The sequence below is a fragment of the Parageobacillus thermoglucosidasius genome, from assembly GCF_001295365.1.
Lineage (GTDB): Bacteria > Bacillota > Bacilli > Bacillales > Anoxybacillaceae > Parageobacillus > Parageobacillus thermoglucosidasius.
This window is the reverse complement of the sequence record NZ_CP012712.1, coordinates 2,024,751-2,038,254: the sequence shown is the minus strand read 5'-3', so window position 1 is coordinate 2,038,254 and position 13,504 is coordinate 2,024,751. Positions and strand designations below refer to the sequence as shown.

Genomic DNA, 13,504 nt, shown 5'->3' with positions numbered 1-13,504 from the left:
TGCTGCATCACAGTTGCAAATGGGAGATAGATATATTGGAGGGGCAAAGCAATGGTATATAACCAACCTGGACGATCTGACAAAACCATAGAATTTTTAGAGATGGCAGAAAAAATTAAAATCGAGGTCATAAAAGAAATAACTGCTCATAATAAAGGTAAAGGAAAGGATGGAAATATTACACAATTGAGAAAAATACTAGATGAAGTAAAAAAATGAGTACTATCCTTTGTCCAAATAATTATACGCCGTCGTATCCACGTATAATTGTTGACTCATGGGATTACAACAGTAAGCTAGGTGAATTGCTATTAGATTTTTATGAACTATATAAGAAATTAAACTAGTTTAGCTATGTAGGCGTATTGCAAGTTTTTGATAGCAAAGGAAATGACATAACAAAATCATCAAAAGTATATTTATTTTTAAGTAAAAATGCTCTTTTAGGCCTAGGAACTGAATTGATAAGGTTGGCTCATAATATAGGAAAGGAAAACATTACCATATAGAGCCGGCTAATAAAGAAATGATGGTTCAAACACTAGGGATTTTTTTGACACCAGATAGCAGTGAGTTAATTGTGGGATGTAGTGTTGATGAATATTTTAAGGAAACAAATATTTAATCACTTATCACACGATAAAATAAACTCTCAATGAGTACATTTACTAGAATAAAACCCTAATTGTATAAAAAGGACAGAAGACTCTGTTTGGATTAAAATTAGAGTACCATCAATTCTGTAAAACTCAACCTACGCCTATGCTAGAAATGATTATTTCACGTTATCAAGAAGCAAATAACATTATTGAACGTGTTGCAAAACGCATAATGGATGCATAAATGCACATAAAAAATCCACCACCTTGGAAATCATATACAGTGACCAAAACCAACTACCAAGGGGTGGACACTATCATGATTTCCAATTTGAACAGTGAACATGCATGGTCTTATGAAATCGATCCAATTTTAGAAGCATTATTTCGATATATCGACTCGCTGTCGTTGCCGGAAACACCGTATGTGACAGGAAGACCGCCGGTGTCGAAAAAATCTTTATTGAAATGTTTCTTTTTGAAAACCTATTTTTCCATTGATTCCTTGCGAAAGTTAGTACGCATTCTGCAGCGTTTTCGCTGTTTTCAGCGGGCTTGCGGGCTTAGTGAAGTTCCACATCTGTCTACGTTTTCCCGTGCGGCAAAGTGGTTTCGGGAACAGGGATTTCCTGTTTTTCACGCACAGCTGCTCCAAGATCTAGAAGTACGGTATCCCCAAATCGTGCTGATCGACAGCACGGCCCTTCGAAGCAGTCTTTACGATTCACAGGCAAAGTGGGGAGTGTCCACCCGATACCACTGGTTTAAAGGATATAAACTCCATCTCTGTACCACTACCGAGGGAATCATCTTATCTCACGTGTTGACCACAGCGAACCGGAATGATGCGGCAGTGGCATCAGAATTGCTTGCTTCTTTGGGGCAATGGGATATTGAGTTCGTGTTAGGGGATGCCGCGTATGACAGCGAAAAGGTTCGACAAACTGCTGAGCAAGCAGGAATCTTATTCATTTCCCCCATCAACCGCCGCAATAGCAAGGAACGAAAAGATGCCTATGGCCGGGTTCTTCCTGTCTTTTTGAAAACGAGGTTTGGCCAATGGCTGTTTGGGCTTCGCCGCGAGATTGAACGGGTATTTAACGAGCTAAAGAGTGATGGGGTGGAGCAACCCCGATGGTATGGATTTCATCGATATTTACTGCATGTGTTATGTTGCATCCTTATGCATAACTTCGAGTTTTTACTCTAGTTTTGCAACACCATCATTATTGAAAACAATAGTCCAGAAAATCTTACAAAAGACATGTTTAAAATTCGTGGCGGAGTCAGGGCATATTTAGAAGCGCATAGTGATTATATGAATCCTATGCTTGAGGAGATGAACAAGGCTGAGAAAATGCTCGAGGAATTTTTTCGTTGAAAAATATTATTCACTTAATCAAAACACCACCCAGTAACGAACAATTTCACTAATTATAAAGATCGTAATTAACTGTGAAAATGGTATAACAGAATGCGGCTTTTTAGAAACAAAAGGAATCTTAACCAATCGGTGTCCCAAAAACGATCACTTTTGGGACACCCTCTTTTTTACTACACGTTATTCAGCGCCCTTTCATGCAAGATCGAGCCCCAGTCGCATATGAAGGGACGCACTGATTCCAAGTAATAGTCTTCTGCTTTTAAATTTCACCATGTGTTACCTTTATGATTAAAGCATGTTTCCCTAGGACAATCCAAATAAGCAGCGCCATCAAAAAATTCCCGCCACCCATGGTGTTGAAGACATACTCCCTCGATGATAACGGCATACTCATATGAGAATAAAACTGTTTTTTGAACTACATATCAAGTTCAGCATTGTAGAAAAGCTAATTTCGCTATACTTTTGTATCTTGGTGAACAGATTTTTTAGATCCTTAACATTTCATTGCAAATCATAATCCCATACCATTCTCACATCCCGTATTCTATACCTTTTTTCTGCACTCCACATGCCATCATCTTGGCGAAAGTCACAAACCTCTTTCTGAGGTTGAAGTGACAGTTTTTTCAAACTCTCTACATGCTGCATTTGTTTTACTGATCATTCTGCACATATTGAGTTTCGTTGTTCGGCATGAAATATTCGTATGCTTTGATCATAAATTCAATCGCCAGCCGCTTTTCCGGATGCATAAAATCATCCCCCAACAACTTTTCTAATTTTTGGATACGATGATAAAGCGTTTGTCTAACAACAAATAACTTTCTGGCCGTTTCTTTTTTCGAACCGTTGCATTCCAAATACACTTTTAATGTTTCCATCAGCTTTCCATTATATTTTTTATCATACTGAATGACAGGTTCTAAATATTCCATCACCACCTCATGCAAATCGCTACATTTATGAATAAGCGAAATAATCCGATATATATGTAAATCCTCATAAAAGTAGCTGTTTGCCTTTTCTCCCAGCTGGTTTTGAATCTTAATCGTTTCCAAAGCAGTGCGATAACTTTTGTCCATATGGGAGAGGTTTTCGACAAATTTTCCGACCCCTATAAGGAATTTTGGCACTCTTTTTTTATTAACAAAATCCGATTTCAGCAAATACTTAATCCCCATTTTCATACGATATTTCCATGTTTTTAAATCCCGCTTATTAACCATAATAAATATAACGCTATTACGGAAATCGACAGGAAATGTGGAGAATCCTTGTTGTTCAAAAATCGTCCGGCACAATAATTTGAAATAAGTAATGTCTAAGTTCAAGTATTGTTTCGATGATTTGAATCTGAAAATGCTTACAAATCCGCCTTTAAATCTTAATTCTGTTTCATGATCGGCTAAATAGTCAAAAATAGCTTCACTCGTATGCTCTCCTTCTAACCAGCTCTTTAACCATTCATGTTCTTGCGCCCGCTTTTTTTCTTCTACGTATAAATCCCGCAACAAATGCTGGGCAAGAGCAGTAGCCGTCCGATCCAAAATAAGAAGATCAAACTCATTAATTTCTTTATCGATGGAAACAATGGATAGTTCCGCATATTCATTACCGAGGATTCGAATGGATTGAGAGGCTATCTTTTGCTGTGGATAAAGTGCAGAATCAAACGATTGCTGTTCTTCATCAGAGCGTTTTACGTACTTCGGTACCAACTCCACTTCTTTTCCATTTATCTTAAAAATGACTTGATGGCCCAAATAATGGTGGAGAAATTTTAAAATCTCATCATAATGACCAATCGACAACAATTTCTTGTTTAATTCTTGTGAATAGGACTCAAGATTGGAGATGATTTGATAATGCTGATTAATTAAATAAGCGTGGATATCTTGAGTGATTTCGACGAATGGGACTTCTTTGAGAAAGAGAATGATAGGAAATTGGCATTCATTCGCTAAGTCAATCACCTCTTGCGGAATGGAAGAAGCATACGTGCCTATTTCAATGCATAGTCCAGATGCGTCGCATTCAATAAGTTGCTGCACAAAAGACATAAACAACGATTTATTTTCTTTCCATCCTACCCCAGTGGATAAAATCAGTTCTTTTCCTTTCAATAGATTACTGATTTTGGCCACTTCCACGACGTGTACCCATTTTACCGTGCGATTTAACCCCTGATGCCCAGCTGCAATGTGAATATGTTCAAAATGTTTCCTTTTTAAAACATCGGAAACCGTTAATTTGGAAGTCTTCATACACTTTTCTTCCCCCCCCTTTTATGCAACATAATATCCATTGTTAAATTACTTATTTCTTTAATTATAATATTTTATTATGCCCGTTTAAATCATGAAGTTTTTCTTTAAAAGCAGTTAAACGTACTTCAGAATGCCATCATACCTAGTTGAAAACGTGAAGCACAGCATCACCGCCAACATTTTTTTGTTTGACAGCGCTGCTGTTGGTGAAAAAGCATGATCTGTATTTATACCCATTCACCTCTTTTAGATATGATTATACTTGAAAACAAAAAATATGTAATAAAACATGTAAGAATACCTTACGTATTTTTTTAAACCTAGCTCCAAACTGATACTAAAATCGTAAGAAGCGGGTCGGCCCCCGTGTTTTTTACCGACAAGCACTTGCTCGTTATAGAGACTCTCCCTCTATAGACAGTGTCTAAGCAAGAGTGGGCCAAAAGTGTAAAAAAACGCCGACACATCCCCATCACCTGTGCCTCGCTCCAAGGTGAAGGTCTTTTCGGCGTTTATGGTAAAATTTTCAGCAATTTCTTTCTCCGCTTTCAAGAATTGATGCGAATGGGAAAATTGCTTTTATTTATCAGGAAAACTACAGAACTTGCTTCATTTGCCGGATTAATAGAGATGAAAAATACTTACGGGCATCCGCATTTTGAATATGCAATACTTGTGTACTGTCCTTTTTCCCCGAAGAGTCTGATCGTTTTAATTCGAATTCGACAAAAGCCCCGCTTAAATTTTCCCGGACATTTTTGATAAAGTATCCTTGTTGAATCAAGTAGTCAATTTTCTCTTTCTCTGCCAAAAACTCTTGATAAGACATCTTATCCCCTCCTTTTTATTTATTGTTTGAATATGCATGGTTCCACACTTGCTGTAACAATAGCCGTTCCAATTCGCCCTATCTAAAAATTCTTATCATCCGAAGCTGAATGACAGCTTGTTTATATTTTCCATGGCTGGACAATCGTTTTGATAATCTCTTCCCGCAGATTCCCCCGCCCGCATTTTAAATGATTCTTAGCGATAGCGATTTTGAAAGATCTGCTATCGCTTAGAACGGGAATAAAGCTAAGTGTTGCATTTTATTGGCATTTTAAGGGGCAAGAGTAGGTTGTTATTCTTTTAAATGGTTAATTTCTCGTTCTGCTTGGAAATCTTCGAGGTTCCGTATTTTGCCCGTTTTAAATATTGGCCGTACCCTGGTTTTCCGACAAATTGTTTATCACGGACGACAAATTCGCCTCTGCACAGAACCGATACCGGTTCACCCGTTACTTTCATTCCTTCAAATGCATTATAGTCGACGGCCATATGGTGTGTTTCCGCCGAAATCACCCGTTCGATATCCGGGTCAAAAATGACTAAGTCTGCGTCTGAACCTACCGCGATCGTTCCTTTTTTCGGGAATAACCCGAACAATTTGGCAATTCTTGTCGACATAATATCAACAAATTGATTTAACGTGATTCTTCCTTTTTTAACCCCTTCACTGAAAAGAATGCTGACCCGATCCTCGATCATCGGCCCGCCGTTTGGAATTTTAGTAAAATCTCCTCTGCCAAGTTCTTTTTGGCCTTGAAAGTCAAATGAACATTGGTCCGATCCAAGCGTTTGCAGCTGGCCGTTCTTCAGCGCATTCCACAATACTTCTTGATGCCATTTTTCACGAAGCGGAGGGGACCAAACATATTTCGCGCCTTCAAAATCAGGCTTTTCTAAATACGATTGGTCGAGAACAAGATATTGCGGACACGTTTCTCCCCACACATCCAACCCTTTATTGCGCGCTTGTGCAATTTTTTCCACCGCTTGCGCACATGTCACGTGAACAACGTAAAGTTGTGAACCGGCAAGCTCTGTCAATTGACAGGCGCGCCCGGTCGCTTCTCCTTCTACTTCTGGAGGCCGCGTTAAAGCATGGTAAATCGGCTCCGTATTCCCTTCCGCAAGCGCTTTTTTCGTTAAGTAATCAATCACATCCCCATTTTCCGCATGAACCATGACAAGCGCGCCAAGTTCTTTGGCAGCCACTAGCGTGCGGTATAACGTTCCATCATCTGCCTGAAATACGTTTTTATACGCCATAAACACTTTAAAGGATGTTATCCCTTCTTCGGCAATGACTTTTGGCAGCTCTTCTAATACGTCATCCGTAATTTCGCTAATCATTAAATGGAAGCCATAATCAATAACCGCTTTTCCCTTCGCTTTGTTGTGCCAAGTTTCAATCGCTTTTTTTAATGGCTCCCCTTTATTCGTTAAACAAAAGTCGATGATGGTCGTTGTTCCGCCAAATGCCGCCGCAATCGTTCCAGATTCGAAATCATCCTTTGTCACCGTGCCGCCAAACGGCATATCTAAATGCGTGTGCGGATCAATACCGCCTGGAAATACGTAACAGCCTTTGGCATCAATCACTTCAGCGCCTTTTTCTTCTAAATGTTGGCCTATCATGGCAATTTTTCCGTCTTTAATGAGCAAGTCCGCTTCATACGTATCGGTTGCGGTAACAATCGTTCCATTTTTTATTATTTTTGTCATTTCAACATCCTCCTCCGCTGGAAATTTCGTTTTATTTCACATCAACGCTACAGCTGCTCAGCCCGCTAATGGCCGCTTGGCGTTCATTCCATGTCATCGGCAGATGTTCGCTTGGCATTTCGACCATGTCAATCGCACCATCCACCGGACAGACGATCGAACATAAATTACACCCTACGCAATCTTCTTCGCGCACTTTTAAATACTCTTTTCCATTTTCATCCGTTAAACGATCAATGCATTGATGAGAAGCATCTTCACAGGAGATATAACATTTATTGCAATTAATGCAAACATCTTTGTTAATGCGGGCAACCACTTTATAATGAAGGTCGAGGTCCCCCCAATTGGAATATTTATGAACTGACTTCCCAACAATATCCATAACCGAAGCAATTCCTTTTTCATCCAAGTAATGGTTCAGTCCTTCTATCATATCTTCAATAATCCGGAAGCCATGATGCATGACAGCCGTACATACTTGCACTCCGGTTGCCCCCATAAGCATAAATTCCACTGCGTCCTTCCAGCTGGATATGCCGCCGATGCCGGAAATCGGCACATGAATCCGCGGATGGCGGGCGCATTCGGCAACCATGTTCAAAGCGATTGGCTTCACCGCCGGACCGCAATAGCCTCCATGTGCTCCTTTTCCCGCAACATGCGGAATCGTATTCCACGTATCCAAGTCAACCCCCATTAAGCTATTGATGGTGTTGATCATGCTGATGGCATCAGCACCGCCCTGAACAGCAGCTTCAGCTGTCGCCGTGATATCTGTAATATTTGGGGTCAGCTTAACGATGACAGGCGTCCGCGCCACCTCTTTCACCCAATATGTTTGCTTTTCCACAAGTTCAGGCACTTGCCCAGAAGCGGACCCCATTCCCCGTTCCGCCATCCCGTGCGGGCAGCCAAAATTCAGCTCAAGCCCGTCAACGCCCACATCTTCCACTCTTTTCACAATTTCATGCCATTTTTCCCTTTTTGGCTCGACCATAAGGGATGCCACGACAGCCCGGTCCGGAAAGCGCTTTTTCGTTTCATAGATTTCTTTCAAATTCACTTCAAGAGGACGGTCCGTAATCAGCTCGATATTGTTAAAGCCCATCACACGTTGTCCATTAAAGCTCACAGCCGCAAACCGGGATGATACGTTTAAAATCGGTTCACCAAGCGTTTTCCAAACCGCTCCGCCCCAACCGGCCTCAAACGCCCGCTGCACTTGGTAACCAGAGTTGGTTGGAGGCGCAGAAGCGAGCCAAAATGGATTAGGAGACTTTATCCCCGCCAAATTAATACTTAAATCTGCCATTTTCTTGCCCTCCTCTGTAAAAAATGACGAGATCAAGCCGTTTCACTCACTGCTTTTGTGAAATACTGATGCACCGCATATGCTGCTTCTTTTCCTTGCTGCGCAGCGGTGACCACCATCGCTTCGCCTTGTCCTTTCGCAAAAATGACATCACCACAGGCAAACACTTTTGGATTGGATGTTTGATAATTTTCTGGATTCACTTTCACGACACCATCATCATGCTCTAATCCAAATTCCTGAATGAGATCAAGGTGCCGCGTCTGGCCGATTGCTTTTATCACCACGTCAACCCGCATCGTAAATTCGGATCCTGCAATCGGAACAGGACGACGGCGGCCGTCTGCATCTGGTTCTCCTAACTTCATGCGGATGCATTCGATATGGGTCACTTTTCCGTTTTCATCACCAATAATTCGCTTCGGTGCTGTTAGCCAGCGAAACTCGACGCCATCTTGCTTGGCAAACTCGTATTCAAAATCGTACGCTGTCATTTCCTCCTTTGTACGGCGATATAAAATCTTAACATTTTCCGCTCCTAAACGCACCGAACAAGTTGCGCCGTCAATCGCAGTGTTTCCGGCACCAATGACAACCACTCTTTTCCCGACGAGCTTGCCAGTCAATGGCTTTGTTTTCGTTTCTTTTATAAATTCAATGGCATCGTACACTCCGTCTAAGTCCTCTCCTTCAATGCCTAGCCGCGGAACTCTTCCCATGCCGGCAGCTAACACGACGGCGTCGTAATGATCTAAAAGCTCTTTGGCGGAAATGTCTTTGCCAACCCGCGTATTGGTGCGAATTTGCACCCCTAAACTTTTAACTTGATTCACTTCCCAAAACGATATTTTTTGTGGAAGACGGAAGGAAACGATGCCATACGTATTAAGTCCCCCTGCTTCTTTTTCCGCTTCAAAAATGGTGATTGTATATCCCATTCGCGCCAATTCTCTAGCGGCAGATAATCCGGCAGGGCCACCGCCGACAACCGCCACTGTTTTTCCGTTTTTCTGTCCAGCTTGAAACAATACTTCTTTATTCCGAATCGCCCAGTCTGTCGCATACCGCTGCAGTTTTCCAATCATGATCGATTTTGTGGAATGGTTCAGAACACAAGCACCTTCACATAATTCCTCTGTCGGGCATACCCTTGCACAGCTAGCGCCGACAGGATTGGACGACATAATGGTTTTGGCTGATCCTTTTAAATTCCCGGACGCAATTTTTTTGATAAAAGCTGGAATATCAATTCCTGTAGGACAGGCTTTAATACAGGGAGCATCATAACAATATAAACATCGGTTCGCTTCTTCTATCGCTTCTCGGTCGGTTAAACCCGGATCTACTTCCTGGAAATTCTTCGCTAAATCTGAGAGTAATTGAGTCATCGCAAACACCCTCCTTCTTTCTCTTTGAAAAAAGGGAATAGAGCAAAACTCTAATCCCTTTTCAGTTTTACGGCAGCAACGCGGTCATTTCATTGTAAGTTTCCGGGCGTCGGTCTCGATAAAACTGCCAAGTATCGCGGACTTCGCGAATCAACTTTTTGTCCATCACACCGATGACGACCTCATCTTTGTCACGGCTTCCCGTCGCAACAAAGTTGCCTCTTGGATCCACTAAATAAGACTGCCCATAAAATTCTCCCATGTTCCATGGCGCTTCATATCCGACCCGGTTGATGGCAGCGACATAATATCCGTTTGCCACGGCATGGGCTGGTTGTTCCAGCCTCCATAAGTATTCGGAAAGACCGGCTACCGTCGCCGATGGGTTAAACACAATTTCCGCCCCCTTTAATCCTAAAATTCTTGCCCCTTCTGGGAAGTGGCGGTCATAACAAATGTAGACGCCTATTTTAGCAAATGCGGTATCAAATACTGAGTATCCTAAATTCCCTGGTTTGAAATAAAATTTTTCCCAAAACCCATACCCTTCGCTGCCTACGCCAACATGCGGGATATGCTGTTTTCGGTATTTTCCCAAGTATGTGCCGTCTGCGTCAATGACAGCGGCTGTATTATAATAAGTAGCAATCCCCTCTCTTTCATAAATCGGCAGAACAATGACAACACCTAATTGCTTCGCCAGTTCTTGAAACCGTTTCGTCGTTGGCCCGTCCGGAATTTCTTCCGCCGCATCATACCATTTTGTATTTTGCTCCGCGCAAAAGTAAGGACCATAAAAAATTTCTTGCAGACAGATGATTTGCGCTCCCCGGTCTTTTGCCTCCTGCACCAGTTTTATATGTTTTTCCATCGCTTTTTCTTTATGGACTTCCACCGGCTCATCCCCGTGAACATCATGCGACGCTTGAATAAGGCCGATAATTACTTGATCAGCCATCTCTTTGTCCCCCGCTTTTCTATATTTTTCGTTCATTTACTTAAAGGCTTGTCAATGATGTAAAAGGTAACACCTCCCTTATCCTTCATAAAAACCTATTGATAGGTCTGAACTTTAAGAATATTCTACTTATTTCAAAAAATATTTTCATTATACACTATGTTAAATAATAGGAAAGATTTGTTTTTCATTATGTAAATTTGAAGCTCTTATGTGATTTAGTATGCAAATGGGAATGTTTCGGATTAAACGATTGTCTTTTGGACACATATATTAATCGCCTTATGAACATAGCAATGTTAATGATATTTACATATTTTACATAATGAAAAACACAACTCCCTACTTATTTAACAATGCGTATAATGAAAAGATTATTTTTAATAGTTAAAATATTCTTAAATTTGTTTCCGCTATGACATTATTCAAGTGACAGGGGAGGATCTCAATGAAAACGCAGATGGAACAAAACGGTATTGTCATTTTGACAGACGAAGCAACGAAAATGGTGAGCGAAAGCACGTTGTGGAATGATGATTTGCGGCCAACGACACTGAAAGAGCATTCATGGAAGGGAATCAACTTTGCGACTTTATGGATTGGCATGTGTTTATGCATCCCTTCCTACACGATGGCTAGTGGAATGATTGCTTTAGGAATGAACTGGTGGCAAGCGGTAGGAACCATTTTTCTTGGCAATGTTATTGTTTTGATCCCGATTTTATTAAATTCACATGCTGGAACAAAATTCGGAATTCCTTATCCTGTTTTTGCGCGGCTTTGGTTTGGCGACAAAGGAGCGCACATTCCAACATTAGCCCGCGCGATTGTGGCTGCTGGATGGTTCGGGATTAATACATGGATTGGCACGGGAGCAATTGATACATTGTTGGTAGCCTCTTTTCCTTCTTGGACAAATTTGCCTGGGCATACAGCTATCGTATTTGTTTTATTTTGGGCATTGAATATAGGAATTGCTTATAAAGGCCCTGAAGCCATAAAAAAACTAAGTTCCATAGCTGCACCTATAGTAGGCATCTCTTCAGTCATTCTCCTTATCTGGGCACTCACTCACGCCGGAGGCTGGGGCCCGATTTTCGAAACGCCTTCTCAATTCAAGACGACTGGCGAGTTTTTAAAAGTATTTTTTCCATCTTTAACGGGAGTAATCGGTTTTTGGGCGACACTCGCCTTGAATATTCCTGATTTTTGCCGCTATGCACAAAGCCAAAAATCGCAAATCGTCGCTCAAAGCTTATCTCTTCCGATAACCATGACTGTTTTCTCTTTCATAGGAATAGCCGTTACATCAGCGACTGTAGTGATTTTTGGACAAGCGATTTGGGATCCTGTGCAGCTCCTTGCCAAATTCCCGCCATTTGTGATTCTTTTAGGAACTATTGTCATTGTTATTTCTTCCTTAACCATTAACGTCGGTGCCAATGTGGTAGCGCCGGCCCGCGCCATTGAGAATTTGTATCCAAAACGAATTACGTTTGGAATTGGCGCTATTATTACTGGATTATTCGCTATTTTATTACAACCATGGTATATAATGTCTAATTTTGGCAACTATATATTTGGCTGGCTCGGAACATACGCGGCTTTACTTGGTCCGATTGACGGTATTGCAATTGCAGACTACTGGCTTGTCCGCCGGAAACAATTGGATCTTAAAGAGTTATATGAACCTAATGGCCGTTACAGTTATGTGAACGGTTTTAATAAAAACGGAATTTATGCACTTATAATCGGGGTCGCCATTCCTATACTTGGCTTACTCATTCCGTCTCTTCGTTTTCTCTGGGATAATGCTTGGACTTTCGGGTTGTTTATTAGCATTGGTGTCTACACCTATTTAATGAGAAAGGACAAAAGTGTTTTAAAAGCAGGAGAATACGAGCAAATTACCATTGTAGAAACTCCTCCTCATCATGTAAAAAGTTTAGAAACGCACTTATAGTCCGCCCTGTTGCGCATTTAAACGCACAATTTTATTTGGTTGCGGTGCTAACGTCTGGGGTATTTATTTGGGCACATGCATAAATTTTAACGAACCGGCAAATAACCAAGCGTGCCAGCACAGGCGGTTATGGCCAGCACATTCTTTGCATATATAGCGGTATGTTTCGCCGGACAAAGTGTTTTTATTTCTTGTGAATTCCTCCGGCGCCATAGCGCTTCTTGTCTATTTGGCCATCGCTGTTTCACAATTGCGTATGCGTAAAAAACTGGAACGCCACAACCCTGAAGCATTAAAGATTAAAATGTGGCTATTCCCGTACTTGGCTTATTTCACGATCTTGATTTTATTAGTTATACTAACCTCTATGCTGTTTATCAAGTCGATGGTTTCACCATTGCTGCTGACACTTTTAATTACCGCCATCGTGATTGTCTTTTACTTCGCATTTGCGAAAAAGCGCGGTGAAATTAACTATGGCCAGCAAACATCCCCGCTTATTAAAGATTAATTGCATCGCTCGTCAAGCATCCGCTTTTGAAAATAGGCTTGTGCGCCATCATGTGGAGACCGATGATGATATAGGATGAAGCAGCCTGAATCCTTTATTCACAGGATTTAGGTTGTTTCATTTATTTTGGAAATGTTGACAGTTAATATTGGCATATGGCACCTTCACCTCTTCGCCGTAGCGAACCGTAACACTCGGCCATGTCTTGAGTGACCTCGAACTTCTTTTCTTCCATTACCCCATTCATCTTTATTAAAAGCTTTTCAGCATCTCTACCTCCTCCTTCAGGCGCTTCATCTTTGTTTTCGGATCTTTCTCAGTCTTCTTTTTCCTCCAGACTTAACACTCCTTCCTGCTCATATCACCTCGCCCCTAACTCTTTCGCCACTGTTTTGTAGCCATACCTCTTGCAATATGCATATGAATTGCATCACATGTTTTTCGCATTTTTCCATCGGGAAATACACTCCATTATTGAACAACAATCAGATTATCATCATGAAGATGTGTCTAATGGATAAAAAATTCCTTTCCAGCAGGCTTTCAAGAACATCATAGCTCATTTT

General features: G+C 41.3%; 9 protein-coding genes and 1 pseudogene. 4 read left to right on the top strand and 6 right to left on the bottom strand.

What is annotated here, in order from left to right:
* Positions 1-51: 51 nt before the first annotated feature.
* On the top strand, positions 52-219 hold the full coding sequence (locus AOT13_RS20090) for a hypothetical protein (RefSeq protein ID WP_013877157.1): 168 nt from the start codon (positions 52-54) through the stop codon (positions 217-219).
* A gap of 699 nt (positions 220-918) precedes the next feature.
* Positions 919-1,809: an ISNCY family transposase gene (locus tag AOT13_RS10105; RefSeq protein ID WP_041269328.1), complete on the top strand. Its 891-nt coding sequence runs from the start codon at positions 919-921 to the stop codon at positions 1,807-1,809.
* Positions 1,810-2,639: 830 nt separating this feature from the next.
* Here the strand turns inward: AOT13_RS10105 and AOT13_RS10100 are convergent.
* The 6 genes from AOT13_RS10100 to AOT13_RS10075 form a co-directional block, all read right to left on the bottom strand.
* A complete protein-coding gene (locus AOT13_RS10100; RefSeq protein ID WP_003251400.1) occupies positions 2,640-4,250 on the bottom strand; it encodes a PucR family transcriptional regulator in 1,611 nt (536 codons plus the stop codon).
* Positions 4,251-4,848: 598 nt separating this feature from the next.
* Positions 4,849-5,082 carry a hypothetical protein gene (locus tag AOT13_RS10095; RefSeq protein ID WP_003251403.1) on the bottom strand — a complete coding sequence of 78 codons (234 nt, stop codon included), beginning with the start codon at positions 5,080-5,082 and terminating at the stop codon, positions 4,849-4,851.
* A 302-nt stretch (positions 5,083-5,384) separates the two neighbouring features.
* Positions 5,385-6,803, bottom strand: coding sequence for a dihydropyrimidinase (gene hydA / locus AOT13_RS10090; RefSeq protein WP_013877159.1), 1,419 nt, complete (start codon positions 6,801-6,803; stop codon positions 5,385-5,387).
* 31 nt (positions 6,804-6,834) lie between these two features.
* Positions 6,835-8,118: an NAD-dependent dihydropyrimidine dehydrogenase subunit PreA gene (gene preA, locus AOT13_RS10085; RefSeq protein WP_013877160.1), complete on the bottom strand. Its 1,284-nt coding sequence runs from the start codon at positions 8,116-8,118 to the stop codon at positions 6,835-6,837.
* Between the two features lie 32 nt (positions 8,119-8,150).
* Positions 8,151-9,506, bottom strand: coding sequence for an NAD(P)-dependent oxidoreductase (locus tag AOT13_RS10080; protein WP_013877161.1), 1,356 nt, complete (start codon positions 9,504-9,506; stop codon positions 8,151-8,153).
* Between the two features lie 67 nt (positions 9,507-9,573).
* A complete protein-coding gene (locus AOT13_RS10075) occupies positions 9,574-10,464 on the bottom strand; it encodes a nitrilase-related carbon-nitrogen hydrolase (RefSeq protein WP_003251411.1) in 891 nt (296 codons plus the stop codon).
* A gap of 448 nt (positions 10,465-10,912) precedes the next feature.
* Between AOT13_RS10075 and AOT13_RS10070 the strand changes: the two genes are divergently transcribed.
* Together AOT13_RS10070 and AOT13_RS10065 are read left to right on the top strand one after the other, a co-directional pair.
* Positions 10,913-12,427: an NCS1 family nucleobase:cation symporter-1 gene (locus AOT13_RS10070; protein ID WP_003251413.1), complete on the top strand. Its 1,515-nt coding sequence runs from the start codon at positions 10,913-10,915 to the stop codon at positions 12,425-12,427.
* A 111-nt stretch (positions 12,428-12,538) separates the two neighbouring features.
* Positions 12,539-12,938 (top strand): annotated as a pseudogene (locus AOT13_RS10065) (GABA permease); the annotation flags it as partial.
* Between the last annotated feature and the right edge of the window lie 566 nt (positions 12,939-13,504).

Excerpts from the sequence above, each read along its gene's own strand:
- preA (WP_013877160.1), bottom strand. The coding sequence starts at position 8,118 with ATGGCAGATTTAAGTATTAATTTGGCGGGGATAAAGTCTCCTAATCCA.
- AOT13_RS10100 (WP_003251400.1), bottom strand. The coding sequence starts at position 4,250 with ATGAAGACTTCCAAATTAACGGTTTCCGATGTTTTAAAAAGGAAACAT.
- AOT13_RS10070 (WP_003251413.1), top strand. The coding sequence starts at position 10,913 with ATGAAAACGCAGATGGAACAAAACGGTATTGTCATTTTGACAGACGAA.
- hydA (WP_013877159.1), bottom strand. The coding sequence starts at position 6,803 with ATGACAAAAATAATAAAAAATGGAACGATTGTTACCGCAACCGATACG.
- AOT13_RS10075 (WP_003251411.1), bottom strand. The coding sequence starts at position 10,464 with ATGGCTGATCAAGTAATTATCGGCCTTATTCAAGCGTCGCATGATGTT.
- AOT13_RS10080 (WP_013877161.1), bottom strand. The coding sequence starts at position 9,506 with ATGACTCAATTACTCTCAGATTTAGCGAAGAATTTCCAGGAAGTAGAT.
- AOT13_RS10095 (WP_003251403.1), bottom strand. The coding sequence starts at position 5,082 with ATGTCTTATCAAGAGTTTTTGGCAGAGAAAGAGAAAATTGACTACTTG.
- AOT13_RS20090 (WP_013877157.1), top strand. The coding sequence starts at position 52 with ATGGTATATAACCAACCTGGACGATCTGACAAAACCATAGAATTTTTA.
- AOT13_RS10105 (WP_041269328.1), top strand. The coding sequence starts at position 919 with ATGATTTCCAATTTGAACAGTGAACATGCATGGTCTTATGAAATCGAT.